Source organism: Devosia sp., from assembly GCF_040509215.1.
GTDB lineage: Bacteria > Pseudomonadota > Alphaproteobacteria > Rhizobiales > Devosiaceae > Devosia.
In genome coordinates, this window is the sequence record NZ_JBEVLL010000056.1 from 1 (window position 1) to 26,571 (window position 26,571).

Below are 26,571 nucleotides of genomic sequence, written 5' to 3' on the forward strand. Positions count from 1 at the left end.
CCATCACGTGGTAGATCAGGTTCTGTTCGATGACGCCGTCGAAGAGGTATGCCTGCGGGCCCTGGGCGAAGACGGCGACGTCGTCGCCGGCGTGGCTTTCCGAACCCATGGGGATCAGGGCCTGCTGCAGGAAGTCGATGTCGGTGGTGTCGACTTCGGTCAGGTCGGCGCGCTGCAGGGCAGCACGGACGTCTTCACCCGACATGGTCGAGACATCGGCACCTTCTTCGAGGGTCTTGGCGCCGGGGCCGTTCATGTAGCCGAGGGTGGTGTAGGGAAGGCCATCGTCACCCGTGCCGGCAATACCCAGGATCGGGTTGTTGCGGGTCGGGTAGCCAGCGATCGAGAAGACGTGGCTATGGTCGGCAGTGAGCAGGATGAGCGTCTCTTCCGGGTTCACGGCGTCGTAGGCGGCCTGGACGGCTTCGGAGACGGCGATGGCGTCCTTGAGAGCGCGAGCGGCATTGCCGGCGTGGTGAGCGTGGTCGACGCGACCGCCTTCAACCATCAGCACAAAACCGTCCTCGTTCTTTTCGAGGATGTCGATCGCCTTGACGGTCATTTCGGCGATGGAAGGTTCGCCGCCGGCATCGCCTTCGCGATCGGCTTCATACTGCATGTGCGAGCCGTTGAAGAGGCCGAGAACCTTGGTGGTTTCGGCGGTCAGGCCGTCAAAGCCTTCCTTGTTCCACACATAGGTGCCGTCGGTGTACTTGGCCTGCCAATCGGCGATCAGGTCGCGTTCCTTGCGGGCGCCAGTGCGGGTCTCATCTTCCGGATCCTTCTGGCTGTCGAGCATGAAATTGGCGCGACCGCCGCCGAACACCACGTCAAAGCCGTCGCCAAAGCTGGAGTCGACGAGCTGCGACGCGATATCGGCGCACTTGCCGACAGCGTCTTCGGGCAGGTTGGTGTCGTTTTCCCAGTCGCGGCCGACGGTGTGCGCATAGGCAGCAGCCGGGGTCGCGTGGGTGATGCGGGCAGTCGAGATGATGCCCGTGGAAAGGCCAGCTTCTTCGGCCTGTTCGAAGATCGACATGGTGGTGGCGCCGGCCTGGGTCGAGCAATCTTCGAGCACGGCGGTCTGGTCGACGCCGATCGTGCCGTTGAGCGATTTTACGCCCGAGGTGATGGCGGTCGCGGTCGGCGCGGAGTCGGCGACCTGGCTGTCGTGGGTGTAGGTCTTGACGAGAGCGGTGTGCGGCAACAGCGTTTCGAAGGCGAGCGAGTGGCTTTCGCCATCGACGCCAGCGAGCTGGCCTTCATGGATGCGGGCGGCGGTGATGGTCGGGATGGAGAGGCCATCGACGATGAAGACGATGACGTTCTTGGCCTTGCCGGTGTTGGGCTGAACCGCTTCCTTGGCGGCGAGCTGTTCCTGGGCGGCCAGGAAGTAGCTGTCATCAGCCTGCGGCAGTGCCGTCTGGGCCAGAACCGGCAGAGTCAGGGCGAGCGTCGAAACGCCAGCGAAAAGGGCTCGGGAGAGCTTGACCATGATGTTCACCTTATTGGGTTGAAGCGTCCGGGCAGGAGAGAAACTGACCGGTTCATCAACCCATTAGACCGGCCATGTGACACACAAATGTAGTTACGTCATAACGTTACGAGCGGCAGATAATGTAATTTTGTAACATGTCGAGCCGAGTGCGACGCTGGCTCATCGCGCTGACAGCGTTGGCAATGTCATGGGCCATTCACGCCGCTGTGATCCCAGCGACATCACCCTTGTTTAGGGCAGGGCATCCATTTTTTCTGGAGAGAACCATGCTCAAAGCGCTCGCCCTTGGCGTCAGCCTCAGCCTCCTTGCATCCCTCGCAATGGCCCAAGAAACTGACGGTCCGGCAAAGTTTGAGGCCGTGCTGAAGGCCCATGCCCAGCTGCCGGCCCAGACCTTTCTGCCCGCTCCTGCCGATGCACCCGCCGGCCTCCAGATGTCTGGCCGCTTCACCTCGGGCACTCGCGTCGAGACGCCGTATGGCTGGGCTAACCCAGCTTCGGGCATCGCCATGCCGTTTCCCGGCCAGCCTCTCCAGGGCATGAGCGGTGTCCGCTCGCTGGGCGACGATCGCTTCTTGTTCCTCACCGACAACGGCTTTGGCAACAAGGCCAATTCGTCCGACGCTATGCTCATGTTCAACATCCTGAAAATGGATTGGCAAGCGGGCAAGGTCGGCATCGAAAAGACCATATTCCTCAAAGATCCGAACCGCGTCGTTCCGTTCCCGATCGTCACCGAGCACAGCGATAGCCGCTATCTCACCGGCGCCGATTTCGATCCTGAATCCATCCAGCCCGTTGGCGAAAACTACTGGATCGGCGACGAATTCGGCCCCTGGCTGATCGAAGTCGATGCCGAAGGCGTCGTGCTGCAGGTGGTCAAGACTAATCCCGGTGGCGTCGATTACAAGTCGCCCGACAACCAGTTCACCTCGCAGCCGGCTGCCGGTGCTGTCGTGACCGGCATCAATACCGGCCGCTCGGGCGGCTATGAAGGCATGGCGCAGTCGATCGACGGCACCACGCTCTATCCGCTTCTTGAAAAGCCCTTCTTCGACGAAACGGCCGGCGCGCTCGAACTCGTTGATGGCAAGCCCGTCATCCGCATGCTCGAATTCAACGTTGCCGACGCCACCTGGAGCGACACCGTTCGCTACTATCCGCTCGACGACGCTGGCCACGCCATCGGCGACTTCAACATCTTTGAAGGCACCCGTGGCCTCATCATCGAACGCGACAACAATGAAGGCGATGACGGCCGCGAGAAGGCTGCTGCCTTCAAGCGCATCTATCTCGTCGATCTCGCTCGCGCCGACGAAAACGGCGTGCTCGAAAAGATCGCCTATATCGACCTGATGGCCATGCAGGACCCGGACGGCATCGCGCCGCGCGGCAGCAAGGACGGCGTGTTCACCTTCCCCTTCGTCACCATCGAAGACGTTGATCTCGTCGACCCGACCACCATCATTGTCGCCAACGACAACAACTACCCAGGCTCGACCGGTCGCGAAGCCGGTCGTGCCGACGACAACGAGTACATCCTCCTCGACGTCGCCGATTTCCTCAAGGCCGAGTAATTCACCAGTGAACCGAGAAGGGGCCTCGCGGCCCCTTCTTTCCTTGGATTGGCTATTTAATAAGGCCCAGTCATTCGCAGCACGTTGGCCTCAATCTTTACCGACGGAGAGCTTTTCTCGAACGTCCGGGTCGGCATCGAGAAAGTCGGGCTCTACGCTGGCACCTATGGCGTCAAAGTAGCGGCTCATGAAGTTTCGGAACGAGGCTGCCAAGGCAATATCGGCGATGTTGAGGTCGGTGAGGCCGACGCGTCGCAGGGCGTCGATATTAGCGGGGCCGATCTTTGAGGCATCGACGGTGATCTGCTGGGCATAGGCCAGCATTTCCACCTGCAGTTCGCTGAGACCCGCGCTGCGGAAATCACGATGAACCGCCAGCGTCATTTCGCGGCCGATCATGCCAGACAGGGTCTTGAAGTAGACATGCGAGCAGTAGCTCGATGGCACATGCTGGGCCGCGATGAAGGTGATGAGCCGGAAGTTCAGTAGACCAAGCGAAAAGCCGTCGCGCATCTGTTCCAGCAGGCTTTCGACTGGCACGAGCATGTCAGGACGCGCCGACCAGCATTCGGTCGCGTGCATGACATGTCCCATGGAGGCAATGTCCGCAGCGTAGATTTGCGCCATTTCGCCGGTTGCTTCGGATGCCGGCACGGTCTTGACGTACATGTTGTCCTCCAAGCTGCTCAGTCGAGCCTGAACTTATGAAAGCGTTCGCCGGCATATTCGACGTCGGCCATGGGCGTGAAGCCAAGCCGGGCAAGACTGTTCAGACGCCGCCGGCTCGGCGGCAACATGATGGTGACATTGGCGAGGCGCATTTCCCGCCCGCGCTCGACAAGGAGGCGGAAAATCGCCGCCCCCTCTCCCCAATGCTGCGGCAGGAGAACGAGGCCGAGATCGACCTCGTCTTCCTCCTTCTGGAAGCCGCCCCAGCCGGCGAATTTGCCGTCGAGCAGGATCGCCCAAGGGCCGAAGCCGTTCTCCTGCCATTGGGCATCTTTGCCCTTGGCCCAGTCGCTAGCTGTCTGCTCGTCCCAGTTGTCGCCGGCCAGAGGCATGTGGCGGCGAACGCCGGGATCGAGCAGCATGCTCAGCAACAATTCAGGATCGACCTCGGCCAATGGGCCGAATGTGATCTGCGCCATTGCATCCTCCTTCACGTCCTGCCCGAGCTGGCCGCCGAAGTGCCAATCGCAGCCAGCATTTCCCGGTAGAGCTTAGCGCCGAAACGTCCATTGCCATAGCGGCGCCTGAGGAGGCGCAGCAGCTGGAAGAGGTTCAGGGCGATGAAGCCCAGGTTCCAGGCGACCACGTTGAGCATCGGTAGCGGCTGATTGGCAAAGTAGATGGCGAGGCACGATGCGGCCACCAGGGTCAGCAGGCGAAGGCGCACGATATTGGTGGTGAAATAGGCCACGACGTAGAGCACGTTGGCCAAGTTGATCAGTATATCCATGATGAGGCTGCACATTCTGTGAGCCCCGCCCATGGCAGGGCTCACGTTTGTTGTTCGATGGTCTGGTCAGCGCCTTGCTGCCGTCGCATCAGTTTTTCCGTTTTCCAGGCTTGTCGCCGAAGTCGAATTGTCGGCGCATCGGCTCGAAAAGGATCGAGGTCGTGGAGTGATCGTTCAGCGCTTCCCTGACATCGATGGGGTCGATGCCGAGATCGTAGAGCAACCACTCGTCCATCCGCGACAGCTCGAGATAGGTCCTGATCACCCGGCGCTTGCGCCGGAATTGAGCAAGGATCATTCGCAGGAAGCGCGGACGTTTGGGTCTGGTCGTCGTTTCTGCGCCGCGAACGGCGCCATAGTCTATCGCAGTCATGATTACGTCCGAAGGTAAGGGGCAATCCCTCTCGCCGAACCCACGGGGCCGCCAAGCGATCAGGATGCCGATTTTGCGTTAAGGCGAGCCGGCCGGGCTAAGCAGCCGGCTCGAGGGTTCAGGTTTTCTCGATGACCACTTCGGCATAGGTCGAGGGGATGACGAGGGAGCCGTCGGTGGCGGTGTTGAAGCTTTCCATCAGCACGGTCAGGTCGCGGTTGAGCGCCGTGCGACCTGCCTCATCGAGGGCCAGGAAGGCCTTGTGCACCGGACCGTAATAGGTGCGGAACACGTCGATGAAGTGGGACGCAGACCGATAGCGGAAGTTGAATAGCCGCTCGGTGATCTCGATGCGCTGACCGGCAAACAGCTTTTCCAAGTATTGCCGATCACCCCACAGGGCAGGCGAACGAACGCCAGCCGGTGGAGCAATGTGCTTGCCCAGCGTCTTGAACACCTGGCCGATGAAGCTGGCCGGGGTCCAGTTCGCAAGGCCGATCCGGCCCTTGGGGCGAACTACCCGCAACATTTCGGCGGCCGCCTGTTCGTGATTGGGCGAGAACATCACCCCGAACGTTGACAGCGCGCAGTCAAAGCTGGCGTCGGCAAACGGCAGGGCTTCTGCATCGGCCACCATGAAGGTTACCGGCAGCGTTTCTGCCTTGGCGCGTTCGCGTCCCTTGTCGAGAAGGGCCTCCACATAGTCCGTGGAGGTGACATCGGCGAAGCGTCTTGCCGCAGCAAGCGTCGCATTGCCGTTGCCCGCCGCTACGTCGAGCACTTTGGCGTCAGGCCGGATCTCGATCGTCTCGCAGAGCTGCTCGCCAACGATCTGCAGCGTGGTGCCGACAACGGCGTAGTCGCCGGACGCCCAGGCCGCCTGCTGGCGCTGCTTGATGGCCGCATAGTCGATCGCGGGGTTGATATTGGCTTGGTGAAGGGACATCAGTTTCTCCTTAGGTGTCGCTTGGTGCGTTTTCTAAGGAGATGGCCGGTCGCTCGCGTCATCCGATCGGATGAGACGAAAAAGAAATTTCGCCTATCTTTCGGCGAGTGGACTTTTGAAGGCCGCCACGAGTTTGACGATGTCGGCTTGGCGACGTGTGTCCGTCTTGGCGAAGATATGGCTCAGATGGGTCTTCACCGTCGCCTCGGAGACGCCGAGGTTTTCCGCGACATCGGCAACTTTGTCGTGGCGCAGGGTGGACAGGGCCACGCGCAGTTCTGCGGGCGTCAGGTCGAAAGCCATAGCCAGGCTTTCTGGAATAGAGGGCGGATCAAAAAGCGCCGGCTGGACGAAGAGCGCTGCAACCGGATCGCCCTTGAGCCCAGCAAAGGTCCTGGTGCCACCAGTGAGCGGCAGCACGTGGGCAACGAGCCGTTCACCGCTGGAGGTTTCAAGAAAGGCGGAGCTTTGTGCAAGGCTTGATTGCTGGAGCATGTTGCGCATCTGGCTTCGCTCCAGTCTGAGCGTGCCGACCGGGCCCGAGCCGTTTGTGCCGTGTTGGCCCAGCAGTTTTTCCCCGGCATGGTTGGCGTGGACCATGCGGCCTTCGGCGTCGATGAGGAATACGGCGGTCGCCAGCCCGTCTATCATTCCCCGAAAAGTATCGGCCGTTCGATTTGCCTGGCCAATGATGCCGGCGATGTTGACCGCCCGGCGCACGTGGGGCGCGAGGAGGGTCAGGCGTCGCCGCATCAATTCGTCGCCCAGTCCATCACGCTCGTGCCGGAAGACGCCGAAGAGAGCAGCCCAGTCGCCTCTTCGCTCGAGCGTTGCAAATCCCACGTCGACAATGCCCTGTGGCGCGGCCCATTCCGCCGCGAAGCGGCTCTGGGCAAAGTCTTCGATGTTGAGCTTCTGGCTGGTGATCACACCCTCTTCAAGCTCGGCATAGACCTGAACCGTATTGCTCGGATCGATTGGCGCCAGTCGGCTGAAATAAATCTGGGTCTGTTCAACATCGAGCCGGCCATCAATATGAAATAGCTGGCGGCGGCTACCGGTTACGTCCTTGGCAAAGATTGCTGCCGAGGCCCCGCCGGTAAACTCGCGGCAGGATTCAAGGACACCCGGCCAAAGTTCCGAGGCGATCGCCGCGTCGTAAATGGCGGTGACGATCTGCATCAGATCTGTGTTGTCGGACCCGTCTGTTGCGGATGGATCGACCATGCCAATCGCCCGGCGTTAAGCAGAGCTCAAGAATATCACGGGTGAAGCGCCTTTTACAGAAAGACCTCGCGGAACACATTTCGCGCAATTGGCGACTGCCTTGCCGTTCGCCGACAGCAAGGCAGTTCCAGCGCTGCTATGCCGTCATAGCGCCATCGATGGTCACCGCCGCGCCGTTGATAAAGCCGGCGTCCGACCCGGCGAGATAGGCCACAAGAGAGGCGGGTTCGGAAGCATTGGCCATGCGACCGGCCGGTACCCTGCCGATGATGAAATCTTCCATGCCCGAGGTCATGTCGGTGGTCGTCGGACCCGGCTGGATGGCGTTGACCGTGATGCCCCTTGGCGCAAACTCATGGGCAAGCGAGCGCGTCATGGCAGTGAGGGCCGATTTGGACAGGCCATAGACGCTGGCGCCCGGCACCGCCGCACTGACTGCGACATTGCTCGACACATTGATGATGCGCCCACCCGACTGCATGTGCCGGCTCGCTTCCTGCATGGCAAAGAACGGCGCCCTCACGTTGATGGCCATTGTCCGGTCAAAGTCCGCCTGGGTGAAATCCTCTATGAGGGCGTGAGCCAGAGTGCCGGCATTGTTGACCAGAATGTCCAGCCCGCCCATCCGGTCGACGGCCTGTCGAATAGCGTCTTGCAGGCGCAGGGGATCAGCGCTGTCGGCCTTGAGAGCGAAGGCCTTGCCGCCGCTGGCGGCAATTTCGTCGACAAGACGCTGCGCCGCATCGGGACTGGCAGAGTAGGTGAATCCCACTTGAGCGCCCTGTTCGACCAGCTTGCGCACGACGGCGGCGCCTATGCCGCGCGAGCCTCCGGTGACAATCGCACGTTTGTTGAAAAGAGGGAGAGATGCCGACATTGGTGTTTCCTTTCGTCAGGCAGGGGGTAGTATTTTTTTTGGACTGATTAGTCCAAAATTGAGCGTGTTTATTGGCAGGCTGGGCGGGTTACGCAGCTACATGGCTGAGAGCGCCTTCATGGCGAAGTCGGCGACTTGGGCCAGTTCGTCTCGGCTGGCACCGGCCTGGGCCCGAACAGTCAGACCCTGCAGCGTCGCATAGAGGAAGCTTGCGGCGACGGTTGCATCCAATGTTTTGGCCAGTTCGCCGCGCGCCTTTGCCGACTCGATCAGGCCGGCCAGCATGGTCTCGACGCTCGTTGCCGTGCTACGGGCAAGTGCTGTTACTTCTGGCTTGGCATTGCCGAAGGCTGTGGTGGCGTTGATGCCCATGCAGCCACGCGCATTTTCCTCCGCACTGCGCCTAGTGAAAATGGCGAGAAAGCCGTGCAGGACTTCGAGCGGCGACGGGTTGTCACCGAGGTGATCGAAGAAATTCTTGTTGTCGAGCTTGTGGTAGCAGCGCAGGCTTTCAAGGAACAGGGACTGCTTGTCGCCAAAGGTGTCGTACATGGATTGGCGGCCGATCTTCATGCCTTTGAGCAGGTCGTACGTGGACGCCCCCTCGTAGCCCTTGGTCCAGAACACATCCAGTGCTCCGGCCAAAGCCGCGTCGCGATCGAATTCCTTGGTCCTTGCCATGAGTGATCAGATAACGATTCTGGACTGATAAGTCAAGAATCGTGTCCTGTAGTGGCCGAGGTCAATTTCATCCGCGGATCGACAGGCAAACTGGACTAGGTCGACGATGAGGTGCGTTGCGGTGGCTCAACCATCGACATGGGTAAGCTTGTCGGGGTTGCGCATCATGTAAATGGCGGTGATCTTGCCGTTCTCGATGGCGAAAGCGGTGGTCTGGAGGATCGCGCCGCGTTCGCGGCTGACATAGCCGGGCAGGCCATCGATCCAGGCCGGGCGAATGAACTGGGTCCAACCCGGGCCCAGCTTGCGATAGAGCCCACCATACATGCGCAGCACGTGATCGAGGCCCGTGATGGGGCGGAGGAAGGCAAAGACTTTGCCGCCACCATCGGAGTGCAGCACCACATCGTCGGCTAGCAGGGCACGCAATGCGGTCACGTCGCCCGTATGGGCGGCAGAAAAGAAGGCTTGGGCAATGCGGTCGCCATCCTCCCGAGTGACCGGGAAGCGCGGGCGCGCCTCCTGAACATGTTTTCGGGCGCGTGAGGCGAGCTGGCGCACGGCAGGTGCATCGCGTCCGAGTGTTGTCGCAATCTCGTCGAGTGGCTGACCGAAGACATCGTGGAGCAGGAAGGCGGCGCGCTCGAGGGGAGAGAGGCGCTCAAGCGCAAGCATCAGCGTCATGGTCAACTCGTCCGTGTCGACGTCGGGTTCTTCCGCCTCGATGAGCGGCTCGGGCAGCCAACTGCCGACATAAAGCTCGCGCCGGGCGCGGGCGGATTTCATTTCATCAAGGCAGAGCCTCGTCACGATGCGGGCAAGGAAGGCGCCGACATTGGTCACCGCAGATTGGTCGGTCTTGGACCATCGCAGCCAGGCATCCTGAACGATATCCTCGGCGGAGGCTCTTCCTCCGAGCATGCGATATCCCAGACGCACCAGCCGGGGCCGGTGCGTCTCGAAAACATCTGAAGCCTCTTTAGGCGTCATATGCGCCCTCGGGGAACGGAGGAGGCACTGCGAAACCAACCTGCAGGCGGTTCCAGGCGTTTATAGCGCCGATGGCGAGGGTCAGGTGGACCTGCTCTTCGGGCGTAAAGGCTGCTTCCAAGACTTCGTACTCGGCTTCGTTGGCCTCGGCTTCCGACAGCCGCGTCAAAGTCTCCGTCCAGGCCAAAGCCGCCCTTTCACGTGCCGTGTAGTGCGGCGCCTCGCGCCATGCGTCCAGCAGGTAAAGTCGCATTTCGCTTTCACCGGATTTGCGCATCGATGTGGCGTGTAGATGGATGCAGTACGCGCAGCCGTTGATCTGGGAGGCGCGCAGTTTGATGAGCTCCAGCAACTCCGTCTCGAGAGTACTCGCCTTGAGAGCCGCTTCAAGCGCCATCATCGCCTTGATGGCAGCAGGAGCCTTGGCAAGGTGATCGTCCAATCGTGCTTTCATCGAAATATTCCTCAGCGTTGCGTCTGGCTGGCAAGCCAGTCGCCATAGCCAATGGCGCCGAGGCGGGCGGCTCCGCGCGGCAGCAAGGTATTCTCTGCTAGCCGGGCGCCGAAATAGGGTGCGTCGGGGGTGCCGATCACAGCGCGGCTGTCGCCGATATCGCGCAAATACCGGCTCAGCAGATCGGACATGCCGACCTTATCGGGGCCCGCGATTTCAAGCGTACCATTGAGCGGCGGAGCGAGGGCTACATCGGCCATAAAGCCGGCGACGTCGGGTGAGGCGATCGGCTGGATGAAAGCGGTCGAGAGGGTAATGGTGCCTTCGGCGCCGGCCGATTTGGCAATGCCGCCCAGGAATTCGAAGAACTGGGTGGAATGAACGATGGTGTAGGGAATGGGCGAGGCCTTGATCAGTGCTTCCTGCGCCTGCTTGCCACGAAAATAGCCGCTGTCGCCGAGATCCTGCGTCCCCACGACGGACAGCGCCACGTGATGGCGAACACCAGCAGCCTCTTCCGCGGCCAGCAGATTGCGGCCGGCAGTCTGGAAGAATTCAAGCACGGCACCGTCTTCGAAGGAGGGCGAATTGGCAAGATCGAGTACGACCTCAACGCCGACCATAGCTTGAGCGAGACCCTCGCCGGTGATGGTGTTCACCCCAGAACTCGGCGAGGCGGCGATAACCTCATGACCGCGATCGAGCAGAATGCGTACGGTTTTCGAGCCGATGAGGCCTGTGCCGCCGATGACAAGAATTTTCATTGTTTTGCCTGTTGTTGACTGACGCCGGCCCGCGTTCGGCGGCGTCTTCGATGGCAAGACGAGGTTGCAGTGGCCCCGTGTGACATGAACGGCGAAAAAAGAATCTTCGGGTCGCGTGTCACACTGTCCGCGCCGGTCTCGTCATGGATGCATCAACCTTGAGTTCGGGGCTTCCATGCACGTCGGGAAATCTTACAGACCGGTCGAGTTTGCGCTGTGGTCGCGCGGCAGTATCATTTTCATGGTGGCGGTAAGCCTGTGTGCAATCGGGGTATACAACATCCCCTCGATTGCGGGTTTCTCCGTGCCCTGGCCGATTATCGTGGTGCTTGGCACCACCGTCTCGCTCATGGCTGGCTTCAAGAATTCCCAAGTGCTGGCGCGCAGTGGCGAGGCCTTGCAGGCTTTTGCCCAGATATCGGCAAGCAGCCGAATGTTATCCCGGTTCTGCTGCGATTTTGCCGATGAGCAAACCAAACGGGCATTGGTCTATCGGCATATCGCCTGGATGACCGCGCTGCGTTTCTGCCTGCGCCGCTCGATGCCGTGGGAGTCTATGGGGCACAAGGCCAATGCCGAGTTTCGCAAGCGCTATCACATCCTCGAAGATGCGACGTCGCTGTCGGACGAATTGGCGACATTGCTTGGCAAGGAGGGTGCGGCAGAAATCCTCGAAGGCGGCATGCTGGCTGCGCCGCTGCAATTGCTCAACGCGCAAGGTCACCAGATCAATCTGCTGTTCCGCGATGCGGGGCTCCCGTCGCAGGTCTATAGTGAATTGCTCAAGCTGATGCGGGATTTCCATGACCAGCAGGCCCGCTGCGATCGCATCAAGAACAGTCCCTATCCGCGCCAGTACGCGATTGTCAGCTCAATGTTCGTGGCCATCTTCTGCACATTGCTGCCCTTTGGGACAGTGCCGGTGTTTGCCGAGATGAGCAGGCTTGGAGGCGTCTGGAGCATCATTTCAATCTGGCTGACCATTCCGTTTAGCACTTTGCTTGGCTGGATGTATATGTCGCTCGACCAAGTGGGCGAAAGCACATCCAACCCGTTCGAGGGTGGTGCGAACGACGTACCTATCTCCCAGATTTGTCGTGAAATCGAAATCGAACTACGCGCCGCCATGGGCGAGGTGAACCTGCCGGCGCAACTGCTACCCCGTAATGGTATCGCCACATAGTCCGGGCCACCGTTCGGCGGTTTCCTCGGGTGTTGCCGTCACAAGGCTCGGTTTGAGATGCCGTTGACGCCATGAGCAGAGTTGCGAGACAGTCCATCGCGTCTGCGTCTAGGGGAGGGTGCCAATGTCAACCGAGCCCAAAGGGCATGCCGTCGTGAAAAGCGAGGGGCATATCTGGGAAATGGAGCCGGGCCGTCTTGCGGTCTTCAAGCTCCTTGCCGAACAGACGGGTGGCAGCATTGCTGCTTTCGAGGAGACCGTACCTGTGGGCGCGGGCACGCCACTCCACGTTCATCTCACCAGTGACGAAGTTCTTTACGTGCGATCAGGGGATTTCAAATTTCAGCTCGGCGATGAGCAACGACAGGTTTCTGCGGGAGCGTGGATCTTCATTCCCCTTGGCTCGGTGCACGGGTGGCGCAATAGCGGAACCGACGAGGGCTATCTGCTCAACATCTTTACGCCGGCGGCCGGAGCGCGAGTGTTTGAAGAACTGATGCGACAAGGCAAATCCATCCCAGAGATCGATCCCTCCATTCGCGATGAAATATTCGAGCGGAATGGATACGAGTTCATCACGTGGGACTGGTGATAATTCCTTCAGGCGGACTTAGCAGGAAGCTCAAGTTCGTTGAGACGCAGTGCGAGAACGACGGCGTGAGTTCGATTTAAGGCGCCTAGCTTCGTCGTCGCGTGGTTGGAATGGATGGATACGGTCCCCTGCGCGATCCCAAGGGACAACGCCGCCGTTTCTGCCGTGTAGCCCTCAGCAAACAGCGACAGGACTTCCCTCTCTCTGTCACTCAGGAGCTTGGGCCTCGACTGCTCGTCCTCATCATCCTCGGTTTTGGCTGGACGCAATTCGGGTTGACCGGTGGTTATGCCGAGCATCCCCATGTACCGCTGGTTGGCGTCGAAATGCGGTACGCCATGCGCAGTAGCTGTCGAGTAGCTGCCGTCCGCGCGTTGTACTCTGTATTCTACCTCGTACTCAACCTGAGCGTCATTGGCGTCGAAAAACGCCCTGCGAGTAACGACCCGATCATCAGGGTGGATGACATTCAACCAGCCTATGCCCACTCCGTCGGAGGATCCAGTATAGCGGTGCCACGCGGAGCTGAGATAGATGCAGTAGCCATCTGCCTCGCATATCCAACCAAGTAGTTGGGAGCGCTCCATTAACCTGCGGAAGAGCATTCTTGACTCAGTCCATTCGGCTACGCGCTGCATTTGGCTGCGCTCCATAGAATCCGTTGCTAGACAGCTCAACTGTCGGGAAAAGGCTGCTTGGGCGGTGGCCGTTCGACGAAAAGCCCGTTCCTGTTCGAACAGGTAGTCGTCGGTAGCCATCGTCTAGATCGGGGATAACGGTCTTGGTCGCGTCGGGTTCCTCGCGAAGAAGAATACACTGAAAGGGCTAGTCAGGGCTTTCAAAGAGCCGCGTGGCGCCTGGTCGCGCGCTCCTTCCAAGATATCTCCGAACAAAGGCGTTCTCAGCGTGTGAAGACGATCCGCATCAAGTCAGCGGCGTTTTCGGCGCCCAGTTTCTTCATGATTGCGGCACGATGGACTTCAATGGTGCGCGAGGAGATTTCAAGCAGATCGCCTGCCGACTTATTAGAGCGGCCTTCTGCAAGGAGCTGCAATACCTGGCGCTCGCGTGGCGTCAGTGCCGAAAAGCCGCGTATCTCGACGCTTCGACGGCCGTCGCGCATGGCGCCGATATGAAGATCACGACGGAGGGCGTCGCGCACGCTGATCAACAGATGCTCGGTATCAACTGGCTGAGTGAAAACGTCGGTAGCGCCTAATTTCATCGCCATGACTGCTGCGTCTATTGTGGGCGATTTGACCAACATGAACACAGGGGCGCCTGGGACTTCGGCTTTCACTCTCTTGAGCAGGCCAAGGCCTGATCCATCGGACATTTCTAGGTTTATGACAAAGACATCGAGGCGGCCGCTGCTGGATAGTGCCTTGTCTTGAGAAATCGCAAAGCTGGTTTGGAAGCCTTCGAGACGGAACAGTACACTCAGGCTTTCGCAGTTTTGAATGTCTGAATCTACTATACGAACGTGAAATTCCGAAATCATACGAGGAGAAAGCGTTGGAATAGGCATGGCATCTCACTACTTACGTTCTGTAGGTAGTCTGCGTGATGTCATCACGTCGCAAAATATATAGTTTTCCATACAGAATCTTCCATTTATCTAGCGTAAATTCTGTCAATAGATGGATTTGTGTAGATAGTTCTCACAAGGCGGTCGGCGGAAAATCTTAACTTAATTGGGTGCCGCGGCGTCTTGAAAAGCGAGTCTATGGCGTTCGCTAAGCGTCAGGCATGTGCCTGGATTGGCAGCTGTCTCCTCCGACGATCTTTGTTACGCGTCCCCACCCACGAACATAAAATGCCGTTTGATTTGTTGGCCCTTGGGTAATGCTGGCGCCCAATGTGTTGGAAACCACCTGAGGCACCGACGTTCTGCCGCCATCTCGATGAGTGGAAGGCAATATCATGCGAACTCAGGTTTCGACGGTCGCCCTCATAGCGGCTCTTCTCAGCGCCAGTCCGGCATTCGCCCAACTCAGCCTCGGCGGCGGTGGGGGCGGTTTGGACCTCGGCGTCAACCTTGGTGGCGACAATGGCGTCAATGTTGACGTGGGTGTCGGCCTCGGAGGCGAAAGCGGTCTCGGCGTGGATGTGGATGCCGGGGTCGGTGGTGACAACGGCCTCGGAGTGGGCGTTGATGCTGGTATAGGCGGCAGCAATGGCATCGGTGTTGATGCCGGTGTTGGCCTCGGTGGCAACGAGGTCGTCGGCGTCGACGTCAACGCCGGACCGACCAATACAGGCAGCGGTAATCTCATTGGCGTTGGTGTGGGCACAGGCGGCGGTTCGACCGGGCCGAATGGGGGACAACTGATCGATATAGCTGTCACGCCCGATCGGGATCCGGTTCCCAACCTGCATATTGCAGCGCTCGATGAAGCGCTGCGTGTCGATGCGTTGATCGACCTTATCGCCGATCCGCAACTCGCGGGCGTGGATATCGACGCCGTTATCGACGATCGGCGTGTGAGCATCTTGCCGGTGGGCAGTTTGCTCGACAGCGTCGGCCTCGGACAGATTGTGGAAACCCTGTCCACCAGCGAAGACGGCCGGCTGCAGCTGCTTGACGCGATCAGTGACAGCGCCGTCCTGACCTCCATTCTGGGCAATGAAGGCATAGTGCCCGAGGAGGTGCTGGCTGTCCGCATCAACGACAACGGCAATACCGAAGTCATCGTTCTCGGTGGTGCCGTCGCTCTTGCCGATCTGGGCGGTGCAACACTCCCTGGTTCAGCCGCAGGGGGCTCTGTACTGGATGGGCTGACGGTTGGCGAACTGGCAGCGCTCGACATTGATCTGTTGAGCGACGAGGACCTTGCTCGCATCGATCTCACCGTGCTGCCCAACGAGGATCAACGCCTCGATGCCGTGGTGCGTCTGCTTTCTAATGCCGACGGTGGCGGTGGAAGTGCCGGTGGGCCGATCCAGCTTGTCGATCTCAACGCTATTCTGGGACCGCAGGCTCTCGGCCAGCTCGGCGATCTCGTGGATGGGACTGGGGGAACTGGCGGTATCGACGCGCAAATTGTCGCGCAACTCGTTGCGCTTGGTATCGATCCCGAGGCGATCGTGGCAATCGGCACCGCTGACGATGGCAGTGACCGCATCTTTGTCGATACGAGCCTTACGCTTGCTGGCCTTGGCGCGCTGCCGCCGACCGGCGCCACTCCGACCGTTCCTTCGGGCAGCGGATTGCTCGACCCGCTTCTCGGACTCTCGAGTGAAGAATTGGCGGAATTGGACATCGATCTCCTGACCGACGAAGAACTCGCCCTGGTCGATCTCAGCCTCCTCCCCAATCAGGAGCAGCGTCTTGATGCAGTTATCCGGTTGCTCGGGACCGGCCAACCCGCCTCGGGATCGGGTCCGGATATCAGCGAAATCCGTCTCATCGATCTTCAGGCGTTGCTGGGTGATCAGGGCATTGCCGATATCTCCGCCGTTCTGACGAACGAGGATGCGACCGGAACGGCTTTGGTTCTCGATGCCGACCTGCTCGACATCTTGGAAGAAGCGGGAATCGCGCCGGAGGCCGTCGCCGCCATACGGCTGGGCGACGATGGGCAGTTGCAGGTGTTTTTGGATGCCGATCTCGGAACAGAACTGGCAGCCATCGACACGACGGTGACCATCGGTGGTAGCGGCATCACGACGCCAGGCATGGGTACCGGTGGTGGAACCGGCGAAGGCGAAGGAACAGGGCCCGATACCGGTGGCGGCGCAGGCACCGACACCGGCGGCGGTAGCGGAACTGGTGGAGATTCTGGAACAGGCAATGGGTCCGGCACCGGCGGTGGCGGCACGGCAACGGGCGGCGGTCCTACTGGTGGTGGCTCCGGCGCTAACGGCACCAGTGGCGGTAGTTTGACCGGAAACGGCAGCGGCGGCAACGGCCCCACGGGCGGCAATGGCCCCACGGGCGGCAATGGAACCTCCGGTAACCCGGCTACGGGCGGCAATGTCGGCACTGGGGCGGGCGGCGCGGTACCCAACCCAACTTTGATCGCCTCGGCGACGGGCGCCGTGACCGCGGCCCAACTCGGGCTGGTTGCCGATCTTGATTGCGCCGTCGGGGTTTCTGCTCTTGCCGAAGGGAGCGTCGCCTCTCCTGAGGTTATAGTGGAGGCAAGACGTCTCGAACTTGTGCGGGTGATCGGCTGCGCTCAGCCTCTCACGGCAACCGAAGTGGATCAGCTGCGCGAAGCCATTTCCGCAAATGTTCCACTGTCGAACACCCTGGGCAATGCCGGCGTGAACGTCGAGGAAGTGATCGGCGCTACGGTCTCTGGCGACATCATAACGGTCTACCTCGATCGCCCGATTGCATAAGAGGACCAACCTGCAGCCAAAAGAGGCGCAGGCCCACGAGCCCCGCGCCTCTTTTGGGCTCTCTTTAGTAGAAATTAAGCACGATTACGCAAGTTGGCGGCGATCGGCGTCCTACCAAGCCCCGAGATTCGATCTTGGCGCATGGCTACAATCAAGCAGGTGTTTTCGAGCCGGACAGGCAAGAAAACGCCGTCTTGGACGTCTTGCCCTCGGGAGACCGTAACGTCGATCATACCACCTGGCCTAGAAGGCCGTTCTTGTATTTGCGCTCCAGAAGGGGCGCGGGGTCGACACAGTGTTCAAGTTCAATATTTCAGCACGCATTTATATCCTGGTCGCCGGATTTTTCCTGGCTCTGGGGCTTCTGTCATTTCTTAGCATCAGAGACGTGAGCGACACTCGTTGGGAAACCCGCGATGCAGAGCTCAAAACCGTCGTCGACAACGCCTTGGGAATAATCAAAGCGAACTACGCTCGCTTCCAGGCTGGTGAGATCACGGAAGAAGAAGCGCAGACCCTCGCCAAGACGGCCGTCGGCGAGATGCGCTATCGCGGTGAGGAATATGTCTTCATCAATAGCTTCGACGCATTCATGGTGATGAACCCGTTCAACCGAGCTGCTGAGGGCACCGACCGTTCCCAGGTCGCAGACAAGAACGGCAAGCTGTTCCAGCTTGAGATGGCACAGAGGGTGAAAACGGAAGCCGGTGGCTTTATCGACTATGCATGGACGCGCCCGAACTCCGAAGAAGTAGCTGACAAGCGCGTCTATTTTGCCGGATTTGAACCGTGGCAATGGATCGTGGCAACCGGCATCTATGTTGATGACCTGAAGGCTGAGAATGCCGCGGACGCTGTTCGCCAGGCAGCGACGGGTGTGGCCATTCTTGCGATCATGGGAATTGTCGCGTTCCTGATCGCGCGGAGCATCACCTCACCCATTGGTCGTCTTACCACCAATATGGGCAAGATTGCCGACGGCGATTTCACCACCGAGGTTCCCGGCGCGATCCGCAAAGACGAAATCGGCGCGATGGCGCGCGCCGTCGAAGTGTTCCGTGAGAACGGGATCAAGGTCGCGCAGATGACGGAAGCGGAGGCTGCCCGGATCATCAGCGATGAAGCTGAGCGTCGGCAGATGATGGGCGAGTTGCAGCGTGCGTTCGGCAATGTTGTCGATGCCGCAGTGGCCGGCGACTTCTCGCGCCGCGTGGAAACCTCTTTCCCCGATGCCGAGCTCAACGCTCTTGCCGGGGGTATCAACAACCTCGTTGAGACCGTCGACCAGTCCATCGGCGAAACCGGCACTGTGCTGTCGGCCCTCGCCCAGACCGACCTCACGTATCGCGTTCGTGGCGAATATCAGGGAGCCCTCGCCAAGCTTAAGGCAGACACCAATGCAGTCGCCGATAACCTATCCGATGCGGTTGCAAAAATTCGCGGAACCTCTCGGGCTCTCAAATCAGCCACGGGCGAAATTCTGGCAGGCGCAAACGATCTGTCGGAGCGCACGACCAAGCAGGCAGCGACCATCGAGCAAACGTCGGCTGCAATGGAGCAACTTGCAACGACGGTGTCGGACAATGCCCGCAAGGCCGAAGAAGCAGCGGTGCGGACCAACTCGGCAGCCAAGCTGGCCGGTGAGGGTGGAGAGGTGATGACCCAGGCAACGCGGGCCATGGAGCGTATCACGACCTCCTCGGGCAAGATCTCCAACATTATCGGGATGATCGACGATATCGCATTCCAGACCAATCTCTTGGCGCTCAATGCTTCCGTTGAAGCGGCGCGAGCGGGAGAGGCGGGCAAGGGGTTTGCGGTGGTTGCTGTCGAGGTTCGGCGCCTCGCCCAGTCGGCTGCTCAGGCTTCCTCTGAGGTTAAGTCGTTGATCGAACAAAGTGCAATGGAAGTCAGCGGTGGCTCGAAGCTGGTTGAGGAGGCGTCTTCAAAGCTGAATGCCATCCTCAACGCGGTTGAGCAGAATAGCGCGCTCATGCGGTCGATCTCGTCGGCAAGCCAGGAGCAATCCACGGCCATTGGTGAGGTCACCACTGCCGTGCGGCAGATGGATGAGATGACGCAGCACAATGCGGCGCTGGTGGAACAGACCAATGCGGCGATTGAGCAGACGGAATCTCGTGCAAGCGAGCTGGACCGTATCGTGGAGGTCTTCAAGATCGACAGCGGGAACCCAGCCAAGGCGACTGTGTCGGCACATAGTCCGACCGCGAACGGCGCGAGGGATCTCCAGCGCAAGGTGGCTTCCACGGCAAAGAGCTATTTGACCCGAGGAAATGCGGCTTTGAAGGATGATTGGAGCGAGTTCTAGCTCCAGATTAGTTTTTGGCGGGCGCGATTCATCGTGCCCGCCTCGATCGTCCTGTTGGTGAACGTTCGGCCTGTGTCGAGATCGAGGTTTGCCCTCAAGTCACCGTTGCCGCTAACTCGACGTGCTTTGCCGATTTTCACGCCTCGACCCATCGTGTAGACGCATCTCGGTAAATATGAGTGCGTTATGCCAGTTAGTCCCTACTTGCCGCTGTCGAGCCAATTCTTCTTCAATATCGGCTTCTACATGGTGGTCCCGTTCCTCGCGATTTTCCTGCGCGAGGACATGTTGTTGCCAGGCAGCGTGGTTGGTCTGGTGCTGGGCCTGCGCACGTTTTCCCAGCAGGGCCTGTTCATTTTTGGCGGCGCGCTTTCCGATTGGCTGGGGCCGCGCCGCTTGATCCTGCTCGGTTGCGTGGTGCGGATTGCCGGCTTTGTCATGCTTGGAATGGGCGGACATATCGGAGTCATTCTGGCCGGCGCCTGCTTGACGGGGCTAGGTGGCGCTCTGTTTTCTCCGGCCATTACCTCGATCCTCGCCAAAGTGGGCGAGATCAGCGAGAGCCAGGGCAAGCGAAGCCGGGCGCAGTGGTTTGCGCTGCTGTCGGTGTGGGGCGAGCTGGGCGCGGTGACCGGCCCGATGATCGCTGCCATGCTGACCGATATCGGCTTTTCGGCCATGGCCTATACCGGCGCCGGCCTCTTCGTCGTCGCTTTCTTCGTGCTCTACTTCTGGCTGCCGCGTGGCGATATGCCGATCATGCCGCGGGCCAAGCCGGACTGGAGCGCCATATTCGGCGATAAGCTGTTCCTCGCCTTTGTGTTGGCGCAAAGCGCCCAGCTTTTCGCGCATAACCAGCTCTATTTGGCGTTGCCGGTTGAGATCACCCGTGTGGGTGGTACGGAGCGCGATCTGGCGCCCATGTTCATGATCGCCTCGGTGATGATCATCACTTTGCAAATGCCGCTGGCCAAACTTGGCCGGAGGCTGGGCGCCCATATTTGCATCCCGGTCGGCTATGGCCTGGTTGCGCTCGCCTTCGGTTCCGTCGCCATTTTTGCGCCGATGCCGGTGCTGCCTGCCCCGTGGAACCTGTTGCCGCCAGCGCTGATGGTGGCCCTTTTGAGCCTCGGCGCCATGGTTGCGCGCCCCTTCGTTTCAGACATGGTGCCCGGCTTTGCCGGTGGCCGGCCGACGGGCGTCTATTTCGGCGCGCTGGCCTCGGCTGGTGGCCTCTCGGTGTTGCTGGGCAACATTGCCATCGGGCCGCTGCTCGACAAGGCAGTGACGCCCTCGCCGGAGGCTGCGACGCCCTGGATCGTTCTTGCCGCAGTCCCCCTGGTCAGCGCGCTGGCGATGATGGTCATCACCGGCAAATTGCGCGGGCGACAGCCGGAGGCGGTGGCGTCTGCCGCTGCCTGACCCGTTGCTAGCGCAGGTAGTGGATGTGCGGCTTGCCGTGATGCGGTGAGGTAACGATGCGGGCTTCAACTCTAAAGACGTCGCGGAGGAGGTCCTCGGTCAGGACTGCTTCGGGCGTGCCGTGGGCGACGACGCGCCCCTTTTGCAGCACGACCAGATGATCGCAGAACATGGCCGCGTGGTTGAGATCGTGGATGGCAATGATCGAGGTCAGAGAAATGTCCGAGATCAGGCGCAGCAATTCGATCTGATGCTGGATGTCGAGATGATTGGTCGGCTCGTCCAAGAGCATTTCGGTTGGCGCCTGGGCCAGGGCACGGGCGATATGCACGCGTTGGCGCTCGCCGCCGGAAAGGCTCTGCCAATATTGTTCGTGTCGATCGCTCATGCCGACGCGGGCGAGGGCGCCATCGACGACCTCGTCATCAGCCTTGGTCCAGCCGCCAAGCGGAGGGTGGTGCGGAATGCGGCCAAGCTTGACCACATCGCGCACTTTCACGTTGGATTCGGTATTGGCATGCTGCTCAACGAGGGCAACGCGACGGGCAATGGCGTTACGCTTGATTGTGCGCAGGTCCTTGCCGTCCAAGGTCACGGTGCCTGAATGGGCCTTGCGCAGACCTGCGAGGAGGCGCAGCAGCGAGGATTTACCTGAGCCATTGGGACCAAGAAGCCCCAGCATTTTGCCCGGTTCGGCCTTGAGCGAAACACTGTCCACGATCGTGGTCTGGCCAATCTTCCAGGTGAGGTTTTCTGCACTGATAGTCATTTGGCGCGCTGCGAACGGTAGAGGATGACGGAGAAGAACGGCACGCCGACAAGGGCGGTGACCACCCCGATGGGCAGGACCTGTTGAGGCAGGATAGTGCGGGAGACGATATCGGCCACGACCATGAAGATCGCGCCGCTCACAAGACAAGTCGGCAGAAGTCGCATATGCGACGGGCCGACGATGAAGCGCGCGGCATGGGGCACGACGAGCCCGACAAAGCCGATGGAGCCGACCATGGAAACAATGGTCGCGGTCAAAAGGGCCGTCACGGCGAAGAGGATGACCCGCACCGCATTGACCGGAATGCCCAGCGAGGCCGCTGCATCGTCGCCAAATGCGAAGGCATCGAGCGCCTTGGCAAAATACATGCAGACCAGAAAGCCCACGACGACAACGGCCAGGGCCAGCTGAAATTCGGGCCAGCGGACGCCGCCGAAACTGCCCAACAGCCAGAACATGACGTCACGCGCCTGCTGCGCGTTGCCTGAGGTGCTGACGATGTAGGAGGTCAGTGCATTGAAGAGCTGGCTGGCGGCCACACCGGCCAGAATGGTCTTGCCGGCACCAGCGCGAGCACCATCGGACAGCAGGGCCACGAAAATGAACGAGGCGAAGGCACCAACGAAAGCGCCGGCCGAAAGGGTGATCGCACCTGAGCCAAAGCCCAGGATCATGATCGACACCGCGCCCGTAGAGGCGCCGGCCGAGACGCCGAGCACATAGGGTTCGGCCAGCGCATTGCGCAGCAATGACTGCAGGATCGCGCCACACAAGGCCAGCCCAGCACCACAACAGGCGGCCACCAGGGCGCGGCTCAGGCGATAATCCCAGATCACGCTCTGGTGAATCGGATCGAGCTCGATCCCGGTCCAGCCGAACTTGTTGGTGACGGCGAAAAAGGTTGTGTCGAGCGGGATCGACATTTCACCAATGCCCGTGCCGGCCGCAACGGCAACCAGCAGCAAGACGGTTGATAACAAAAGGAACAGGCCGAGACCGGCCTGTTCCCCAAAGTGGCGTTTGAGTGTGGTCACTTGAAGAGGCCGAGTTCTTCCAGCTGCGCGGCGATCTGCTCGGCACCATAAAGGGTGCGGATGGTCGGGTTCATCGCCTGCGCATCCATCTTGACGATGCGGCCCTGCTTGACGGCTTCAAGCTGGCTGATGGCAGGATCGGCCTTGAGAAAAGCGATCTTGTTTTCAGCCTTGTCCAGTTCCCAACCGCGGGTGAGAGCGACTTCGCCCACCACGATCACGTCCGGGTTGGCGGCCATGATGCCTTCCCAGCTGACGGTCGGCCATTCCACTTCGGTCTGGATAACATTGTGGCCACCCAGAAGGTCGGCAATGAAACCGGACGAGCCGTTCTTGCCACCCAGGTAAGCGTCGGCTTCGGGCGAGGGGCTCGAGAACCAGAAAGCATAGGACAGGTCAGCGGTTTCGTCCGATACGCGGGCGCGAAGTGCTGCCTCACGGGCCTTGAAATCGGCAATCAGCGCCTGACCACGATCTGCCACGTCGAAGATCTGTGAGAGCTGGTCGATCTCGAGATAGAGATCATTCATGCTCCACAACTCCGTGCGGGCGCCATGCACGTCGCCGGTGTCGTGATTGGCGGTGCAAAGGGTCGGTGACACGTAGCTATTGATGCCCAGGTTGGCGAAGTCTTCGCGCTTGGCAACCTTGCTTTCGGGACCCATCAGATGGGCCAGCTGTGCGGCGACGAAATCGGGGCGCTCGGCCAGGATCGATTCCAGCGTCGGGATTTCCTGTGACAGGCGCTTCACCTTGGCATTGGCTTCAGCCAATTCCGGCAGGACTTTGGAAGGCCAGAAGGCGGTGCCGACCATGGAATCTTCAACGCCGAGCAGCAGCAGGATTTCCGCGCTGTTCTGGCCCAGGGTGACGGCGCGTTCCGGGGCTTTTTCGAAGATGAGTTCGACACCGCAATTGTCGATTTTGAGCGGGTAGACGGTTGCGGCGGCCTGTGCAGGCGCCAGCGAAAGAGCGAGGGGGAGCATCGCGCCAAACATGGCACTGACCGACTTCACCGAGAACATTGATAGAAATCCGAGATAGGTAAGGGAGGGACGGAGTGGGCCGCCTGGCTCCCCTAGCCGCGATCGAGAACATAAACAAGACTGGAATAGTCATAAAATCTTGACGAGCTCAAATGCTCCGTGGATTGGCTGAGATTGTGATCGCCGAATGGCGGTGGCCGCGAGGCCAGATTTCTGCCGCGGTGGAATATTGGCATCCCTCTGGCCGGGCGATTGCGGCACCTTTCTCAATCGCGTCCAACATTCAGGAAATCAATCTTTTAATGTCTATAGAAATAGTGGATATTGAAAGCTAACGTTCTCTCCATCGATCACCGGATGGAAGAAATGCAGCAGAACCGTCGAACAGCGACCCTCCTCATCGCAGCCTCGCTTCTATCGCTCGCAAGCCTAGGGGCATTGCAGGCGCAGGACAGCGCGCCGCTCCTCGCCGAAGTCCCGGCGGGCACCAAGCTGGTGGTGGGTGACCCGCAGACTAAGGTAGCGCTGCAGCTTTCCGGCCTCATTGACGAGATTCCGTTCGAGGTGGAATGGACCAATCTCAGTGGCGGGCCGCAGACATCGGAGGCCTTCCGAGCGCGCGCACTCGATGTCGGCTCGGTGGCCGAAATCCCATCGATCTTTGCCAACTGGAACGACCTGCCGGTCCGCAATATCGCCTATCGCGAACGCGAAGACCCGATAGGCCATCCAATCTATCGCTTCGGGATCGCGCCGGGCGTGGAGGTCAAGAGCCTCGCCGATTTCCGCGGCAAGCGCATCGCTTTCAGCCCCGGACAGGCGCAGGGAGCACTGGTGTTGCGGGCGCTGCAGGCGGCGGGGCTGACTCGTGATGAGGTGACGCTGGTGGAGTTGCCGAGCACGGGCGACGTCTATCCAGTGGCGCTAGCGAGCCATCAGGTCGACGTTGCGCCGATCGGCGGCGTCTATATCCGGCGCTATGTCAACCAGTACGGCGCTGACGGCGCGACGGTGATCGAACACGGGCTGCGTGACGACCCAGGCCATCTCTATGCACCGCAATGGGTGCTGGACGATCCGGCCAAGGCCGCGGCACTGGCCGTCTATGTCAGCTTTTGGGCCCGCGCCACGCAATGGGTCAATGAGAACCCGGAAGCCTGGGTCGAGGGCTACTATGTCAAGGACCAGGGCCTGAGCAAAGAAGATGGCGAGTATCTCGTTGAGCTCGTCGGCAACCAGATCATCCCCGGCAGCTGGGACGAAGTCGTCTCCCGCCACCAAAAGACCATCGACCTCCTGGGCGTGGAGCTCGGCTACGAGCCCTATAGCGCTGAGAACATCTTTGATCGCCGCTTCGAAACCCTCGCCGCAACAGCCCTGACCGCCAAATAGACTTCCCCGAACCCTGGAGTTCCGCGATGACCTATGTGAGCAGCAGCCATAGCAGGGGGCTCGATGTCCTCGACCGGGAAAGACCGGTGAGCTATGCCCCGCCGACCGGCCTTCGGCCACCGGCCATTGTCGAAACGTCCACCAGGCGCCGGCGGCGCCTGGGGCCAGGCCCGGCTATTCCCTTCGGCCTCCAGATCGGGCCCATTGCACTGGTGCTCATCTGGACGGCAGGGTCGGCGTTCGGGCTGCTCGATCCGCGTATCCTGCCCGCGCCTTGGACAATCGTTGGAACCTTCGGTGATCTGATCGCCGATGGGCGACTGCAGTCGAACTTCCTCACCTCCGCGGTTCGGGCGCTGCTGGGGCTGAGCTTTGGTATTGTCATCGGTCTTCTCCTGGCGGTGATTTCCGGTCTGTCGCGCATCGGCGAGGCCTTTATCGACGGGCCGATCCAGATCAAGCGCGCCGTGCCCACCTTGGCGATGATCCCACTGCTGATGCTTTGGTTGGGGATCGGGGAGACGATGAAGGTCACCATCATCACGCTGGGCGTGGTCGTGCCGATCTACATGCACACGCACAATGCGCTGCGGGCGATCGACGAGCGCTATGTGGAACTCGCCGAGACGCTGCGGATGAGCCAGCGTGACTTCCTGCTGCAGGTCGTCTTGCCTGGTGCCGTGCCTGGCTTCCTCCTCGGCCTGCGGTTCGCCGTGACGCTGTGCTGGGTGTCGCTGGTGGTTGTCGAGCAGATCAATGCCACCTCGGGTCTTGGCTACATGATCGAACTCGCCCGTACCTATGGTCAGACCCAGATCATCATCGTCGGCCTCGTGGTCTATGCCTTCCTCGGCCTTGCCTCGGATGGCGTCGTTCGCCTGCTCGAAAGGAGACTGCTGTCATGGCGCCGCACTCTCGCCCATTGAACGCGGTGGAAGTCCGCCGCCTGATCCGCCGGTTTGGCGAGGTCACTATCCTCGACGATCTCGACCTCGACATTGCCCAAGGCGAATTTGTTGCCCTTCTGGGCAAGAGCGGTTCGGGCAAGAGCACGTTTCTTCGGGCGCTGGCCGGACTCGACTACGAGGTCGAAGGCACCGGTGCGCTACGCACGCCGGACAAGCTTTCGGTGGTGTTCCAGGACGCGCGCCTGTTGCCTTGGCGCAATGTCATCCAGAACGTCACGCTCGGTCTTGGCGGCGCGGGACAGAAGGCAGGTCGCAAGGCGTTGGAGGAGGTCGGGCTCGCCGGACGCGAGACGGCATGGCCGATCCAGCTTTCCGGCGGTGAGCAGCAGCGCGTGGCACTGGCCCGCTCTCTGGTGCGCGAGCCGGCGCTGCTCCTTGCCGACGAACCCTTTGGAGCGCTCGACGCGCTGACGCGCCTCAAGATGCATGACCTGCTGCGCGAACTGTGCGCCCGCCACCGGCCAGCCGTACTGCTCGTTACCCACGATGTCGACGAGGCGATCTCATTGGCCGATCGCATCCTGGTGCTGGACCAAGGGCGGTTTGTCGAAGACCTGCAGGTCGACATCAAGGGTCGCCGCAGCCACGGCGACCCGCGCTTCGGCGCTATTCGTTCGCAATTGCTGTCGCGGCTGGGCGTCGACGTCGACGACCGCAGCGCCGCCTGAACCGAGGGAAACAGTGAGATGAGTGACAAGAG

26 protein-coding genes are annotated in these 26,571 nt (G+C 60.5%); 9 read left to right on the forward strand and 17 right to left on the reverse strand.

Annotated elements, in window-relative coordinates; all coding sequences use genetic code 11:
- The coding region (locus tag ABW043_RS03085; protein ID WP_353919772.1) for an alkaline phosphatase at window positions 1-1,495 on the reverse strand (1,495 nt) is incomplete at its 3' end.
- A gap of 269 nt (window positions 1,496-1,764) precedes the next feature.
- Here ABW043_RS03085 and ABW043_RS03090 point away from each other — a divergent pair.
- The gene (locus ABW043_RS03090) at window positions 1,765-3,075 is read left to right on the forward strand and encodes an esterase-like activity of phytase family protein (protein WP_353919773.1); all 1,311 of its coding nucleotides are present in this window, start codon (window positions 1,765-1,767) and stop codon (window positions 3,073-3,075) included.
- Window positions 3,076-3,165: 90 nt separating this feature from the next.
- Here ABW043_RS03090 and ABW043_RS03095 read toward each other — a convergent pair whose 3' ends face one another.
- The 11 genes from ABW043_RS03095 to ABW043_RS03145 all read right to left on the reverse strand — a co-directional run bounded on the left by ABW043_RS03095 (window position 3,166) and on the right by ABW043_RS03145 (window position 10,846).
- Window positions 3,166-3,744 carry a carboxymuconolactone decarboxylase family protein gene (locus ABW043_RS03095; protein WP_353919774.1) on the reverse strand — a complete coding sequence of 193 codons (579 nt, stop codon included), beginning with the start codon at window positions 3,742-3,744 and terminating at the stop codon, window positions 3,166-3,168.
- 17 nt (window positions 3,745-3,761) lie between these two features.
- Window positions 3,762-4,223 carry a GNAT family N-acetyltransferase gene (locus tag ABW043_RS03100; protein ID WP_353919775.1) on the reverse strand — a complete coding sequence of 154 codons (462 nt, stop codon included), beginning with the start codon at window positions 4,221-4,223 and terminating at the stop codon, window positions 3,762-3,764.
- Window positions 4,224-4,234: 11 nt separating this feature from the next.
- Window positions 4,235-4,534, reverse strand: coding sequence for a hypothetical protein (locus ABW043_RS03105; RefSeq protein WP_353919776.1), 300 nt, complete (start codon window positions 4,532-4,534; stop codon window positions 4,235-4,237).
- A gap of 88 nt (window positions 4,535-4,622) precedes the next feature.
- Complete coding sequence (locus ABW043_RS03110; RefSeq protein ID WP_353919777.1) at window positions 4,623-4,907, reverse strand: DUF1127 domain-containing protein; 285 nt, start codon at window positions 4,905-4,907, stop codon at window positions 4,623-4,625.
- Between the two features lie 118 nt (window positions 4,908-5,025).
- On the reverse strand, window positions 5,026-5,853 hold the full coding sequence (locus tag ABW043_RS03115; RefSeq protein ID WP_353919778.1) for a class I SAM-dependent methyltransferase: 828 nt from the start codon (window positions 5,851-5,853) through the stop codon (window positions 5,026-5,028).
- A gap of 93 nt (window positions 5,854-5,946) precedes the next feature.
- Entirely contained in the window at window positions 5,947-7,080 is a 1,134-nt protein-coding gene (locus ABW043_RS03120; RefSeq protein WP_353919779.1) for a LuxR C-terminal-related transcriptional regulator, read from the reverse strand.
- 136 nt (window positions 7,081-7,216) lie between these two features.
- Window positions 7,217-7,957, reverse strand: a complete 741-nt coding sequence (locus ABW043_RS03125) for an SDR family oxidoreductase (protein WP_353919780.1) — start codon at window positions 7,955-7,957, stop codon at window positions 7,217-7,219.
- A 96-nt stretch (window positions 7,958-8,053) separates the two neighbouring features.
- Window positions 8,054-8,638, reverse strand: coding sequence for a TetR/AcrR family transcriptional regulator (locus ABW043_RS03130; RefSeq protein ID WP_353919781.1), 585 nt, complete (start codon window positions 8,636-8,638; stop codon window positions 8,054-8,056).
- A 126-nt stretch (window positions 8,639-8,764) separates the two neighbouring features.
- Window positions 8,765-9,628 carry a sigma-70 family RNA polymerase sigma factor gene (locus ABW043_RS03135; protein WP_353919782.1) on the reverse strand — a complete coding sequence of 288 codons (864 nt, stop codon included), beginning with the start codon at window positions 9,626-9,628 and terminating at the stop codon, window positions 8,765-8,767.
- A complete protein-coding gene (locus ABW043_RS03140; RefSeq protein ID WP_353919783.1) occupies window positions 9,618-10,082 on the reverse strand; it encodes a carboxymuconolactone decarboxylase family protein in 465 nt (154 codons plus the stop codon). The genes ABW043_RS03135 and ABW043_RS03140 overlap by 11 nt, the downstream gene beginning before the upstream one ends.
- An 11-nt stretch (window positions 10,083-10,093) precedes the next feature.
- Window positions 10,094-10,846 carry an SDR family oxidoreductase gene (locus ABW043_RS03145; RefSeq protein WP_353919784.1) on the reverse strand — a complete coding sequence of 251 codons (753 nt, stop codon included), beginning with the start codon at window positions 10,844-10,846 and terminating at the stop codon, window positions 10,094-10,096.
- A gap of 175 nt (window positions 10,847-11,021) precedes the next feature.
- On the opposite strand from ABW043_RS03145, the gene ABW043_RS03150 reads away from it, so the two are divergent.
- Window positions 11,022-12,029, forward strand: a complete 1,008-nt coding sequence (locus ABW043_RS03150; RefSeq protein WP_353919785.1) for a bestrophin family protein — start codon at window positions 11,022-11,024, stop codon at window positions 12,027-12,029.
- Between the two features lie 124 nt (window positions 12,030-12,153).
- The gene (locus ABW043_RS03155; RefSeq protein WP_353919786.1) at window positions 12,154-12,621 is read left to right on the forward strand and encodes a cupin domain-containing protein; all 468 of its coding nucleotides are present in this window, start codon (window positions 12,154-12,156) and stop codon (window positions 12,619-12,621) included.
- An 8-nt stretch (window positions 12,622-12,629) separates the two neighbouring features.
- On the opposite strand, the gene ABW043_RS03160 is transcribed toward ABW043_RS03155, so the two are convergent.
- Together ABW043_RS03160 and ABW043_RS03165 are read right to left on the reverse strand one after the other, a co-directional pair.
- Window positions 12,630-13,379, reverse strand: coding sequence for a LuxR C-terminal-related transcriptional regulator (locus tag ABW043_RS03160; protein ID WP_353919787.1), 750 nt, complete (start codon window positions 13,377-13,379; stop codon window positions 12,630-12,632).
- Between the two features lie 143 nt (window positions 13,380-13,522).
- Window positions 13,523-14,149: a response regulator transcription factor gene (locus ABW043_RS03165; RefSeq protein ID WP_353919788.1), complete on the reverse strand. Its 627-nt coding sequence runs from the start codon at window positions 14,147-14,149 to the stop codon at window positions 13,523-13,525.
- Between the two features lie 395 nt (window positions 14,150-14,544).
- Here ABW043_RS03165 and ABW043_RS03170 point away from each other — a divergent pair, with 395 nt between their 5' ends.
- From ABW043_RS03170 to ABW043_RS03180, 3 genes are all read left to right on the forward strand, one after another.
- Window positions 14,545-16,968, forward strand: coding sequence for a hypothetical protein (locus ABW043_RS03170; protein WP_353919789.1), 2,424 nt, complete (start codon window positions 14,545-14,547; stop codon window positions 16,966-16,968).
- Window positions 16,969-17,263: 295 nt separating this feature from the next.
- Window positions 17,264-19,297 carry a methyl-accepting chemotaxis protein gene (locus tag ABW043_RS03175; RefSeq protein WP_353919790.1) on the forward strand — a complete coding sequence of 678 codons (2,034 nt, stop codon included), beginning with the start codon at window positions 17,264-17,266 and terminating at the stop codon, window positions 19,295-19,297.
- 186 nt (window positions 19,298-19,483) lie between these two features.
- On the forward strand, window positions 19,484-20,719 hold the full coding sequence (locus tag ABW043_RS03180; RefSeq protein WP_353919791.1) for an MFS transporter: 1,236 nt from the start codon (window positions 19,484-19,486) through the stop codon (window positions 20,717-20,719).
- A gap of 7 nt (window positions 20,720-20,726) precedes the next feature.
- Here ABW043_RS03180 and ABW043_RS03185 read toward each other — a convergent pair whose 3' ends face one another.
- Genes ABW043_RS03185 through ABW043_RS03195 form a run of 3 tightly spaced genes read right to left on the reverse strand, consistent with a single transcriptional unit; the run spans window position 20,727 to window position 23,550 of the window.
- Window positions 20,727-21,488: an ABC transporter ATP-binding protein gene (locus ABW043_RS03185; protein WP_353919792.1), complete on the reverse strand. Its 762-nt coding sequence runs from the start codon at window positions 21,486-21,488 to the stop codon at window positions 20,727-20,729.
- Window positions 21,485-22,480, reverse strand: a complete 996-nt coding sequence (locus ABW043_RS03190; RefSeq protein WP_353919796.1) for a FecCD family ABC transporter permease — start codon at window positions 22,478-22,480, stop codon at window positions 21,485-21,487. The genes ABW043_RS03185 and ABW043_RS03190 overlap by 4 nt, the downstream gene beginning before the upstream one ends.
- A gap of 41 nt (window positions 22,481-22,521) precedes the next feature.
- Window positions 22,522-23,550 (reverse strand): ABC transporter substrate-binding protein, encoded by a 1,029-nt coding sequence (locus ABW043_RS03195; RefSeq protein ID WP_353919793.1) that lies wholly within the window; start codon window positions 23,548-23,550, stop codon window positions 22,522-22,524.
- Window positions 23,551-23,877: 327 nt separating this feature from the next.
- On the opposite strand from ABW043_RS03195, the gene ABW043_RS03200 reads away from it, so the two are divergent.
- From ABW043_RS03200 to ABW043_RS03210, 3 genes are read left to right on the forward strand one after another with little or no spacing between them, the layout of a single operon-like run.
- Entirely contained in the window at window positions 23,878-24,903 is a 1,026-nt protein-coding gene (locus ABW043_RS03200) for an ABC transporter substrate-binding protein (protein ID WP_502908586.1), read from the forward strand.
- Between the two features lie 26 nt (window positions 24,904-24,929).
- The gene (locus tag ABW043_RS03205) at window positions 24,930-25,829 is read left to right on the forward strand and encodes an ABC transporter permease (protein WP_353919794.1); all 900 of its coding nucleotides are present in this window, start codon (window positions 24,930-24,932) and stop codon (window positions 25,827-25,829) included.
- Window positions 25,805-26,539 (forward strand): ABC transporter ATP-binding protein, encoded by a 735-nt coding sequence (locus tag ABW043_RS03210; protein WP_353919795.1) that lies wholly within the window; start codon window positions 25,805-25,807, stop codon window positions 26,537-26,539. Before ABW043_RS03205 ends, ABW043_RS03210 begins: the two co-directional genes overlap by 25 nt.
- Window positions 26,540-26,571: the final 32 nt, after the last annotated feature.

What these genes read in the sequence shown, in the direction of transcription:
- ABW043_RS03090 (WP_353919773.1), top strand. Translation starts at nt 1,765, where the DNA reads ATGCTCAAAGCGCTCGCCCTTGGCGTCAGCCTCAGCCTCCTTGCATCC.
- ABW043_RS03095 (WP_353919774.1), bottom strand. Translation starts at nt 3,744, where the DNA reads ATGTACGTCAAGACCGTGCCGGCATCCGAAGCAACCGGCGAAATGGCG.
- ABW043_RS03100 (WP_353919775.1), bottom strand. Translation starts at nt 4,223, where the DNA reads ATGGCGCAGATCACATTCGGCCCATTGGCCGAGGTCGATCCTGAATTG.
- ABW043_RS03105 (WP_353919776.1), bottom strand. Translation starts at nt 4,534, where the DNA reads ATGGATATACTGATCAACTTGGCCAACGTGCTCTACGTCGTGGCCTAT.
- ABW043_RS03110 (WP_353919777.1), bottom strand. Translation starts at nt 4,907, where the DNA reads ATGACTGCGATAGACTATGGCGCCGTTCGCGGCGCAGAAACGACGACC.
- ABW043_RS03115 (WP_353919778.1), bottom strand. Translation starts at nt 5,853, where the DNA reads ATGTCCCTTCACCAAGCCAATATCAACCCCGCGATCGACTATGCGGCC.
- ABW043_RS03120 (WP_353919779.1), bottom strand. Translation starts at nt 7,080, where the DNA reads ATGGTCGATCCATCCGCAACAGACGGGTCCGACAACACAGATCTGATG.
- ABW043_RS03125 (WP_353919780.1), bottom strand. Translation starts at nt 7,957, where the DNA reads ATGTCGGCATCTCTCCCTCTTTTCAACAAACGTGCGATTGTCACCGGA.
- ABW043_RS03130 (WP_353919781.1), bottom strand. Translation starts at nt 8,638, where the DNA reads ATGGCAAGGACCAAGGAATTCGATCGCGACGCGGCTTTGGCCGGAGCA.
- ABW043_RS03135 (WP_353919782.1), bottom strand. Translation starts at nt 9,628, where the DNA reads ATGACGCCTAAAGAGGCTTCAGATGTTTTCGAGACGCACCGGCCCCGG.
- ABW043_RS03140 (WP_353919783.1), bottom strand. Translation starts at nt 10,082, where the DNA reads ATGAAAGCACGATTGGACGATCACCTTGCCAAGGCTCCTGCTGCCATC.
- ABW043_RS03145 (WP_353919784.1), bottom strand. Translation starts at nt 10,846, where the DNA reads ATGAAAATTCTTGTCATCGGCGGCACAGGCCTCATCGGCTCGAAAACC.
- ABW043_RS03150 (WP_353919785.1), top strand. Translation starts at nt 11,022, where the DNA reads ATGCACGTCGGGAAATCTTACAGACCGGTCGAGTTTGCGCTGTGGTCG.
- ABW043_RS03155 (WP_353919786.1), top strand. Translation starts at nt 12,154, where the DNA reads ATGTCAACCGAGCCCAAAGGGCATGCCGTCGTGAAAAGCGAGGGGCAT.
- ABW043_RS03160 (WP_353919787.1), bottom strand. Translation starts at nt 13,379, where the DNA reads ATGGCTACCGACGACTACCTGTTCGAACAGGAACGGGCTTTTCGTCGA.
- ABW043_RS03165 (WP_353919788.1), bottom strand. Translation starts at nt 14,149, where the DNA reads ATGCCTATTCCAACGCTTTCTCCTCGTATGATTTCGGAATTTCACGTT.
- ABW043_RS03170 (WP_353919789.1), top strand. Translation starts at nt 14,545, where the DNA reads ATGCGAACTCAGGTTTCGACGGTCGCCCTCATAGCGGCTCTTCTCAGC.
- ABW043_RS03180 (WP_353919791.1), top strand. Translation starts at nt 19,484, where the DNA reads ATGCCAGTTAGTCCCTACTTGCCGCTGTCGAGCCAATTCTTCTTCAAT.
- ABW043_RS03185 (WP_353919792.1), bottom strand. Translation starts at nt 21,488, where the DNA reads ATGACTATCAGTGCAGAAAACCTCACCTGGAAGATTGGCCAGACCACG.
- ABW043_RS03195 (WP_353919793.1), bottom strand. Translation starts at nt 23,550, where the DNA reads ATGTTCTCGGTGAAGTCGGTCAGTGCCATGTTTGGCGCGATGCTCCCC.
- ABW043_RS03200 (WP_502908586.1), top strand. Translation starts at nt 23,878, where the DNA reads ATGCAGCAGAACCGTCGAACAGCGACCCTCCTCATCGCAGCCTCGCTT.
- ABW043_RS03205 (WP_353919794.1), top strand. Translation starts at nt 24,930, where the DNA reads ATGACCTATGTGAGCAGCAGCCATAGCAGGGGGCTCGATGTCCTCGAC.
- ABW043_RS03210 (WP_353919795.1), top strand. Translation starts at nt 25,805, where the DNA reads ATGGCGCCGCACTCTCGCCCATTGAACGCGGTGGAAGTCCGCCGCCTG.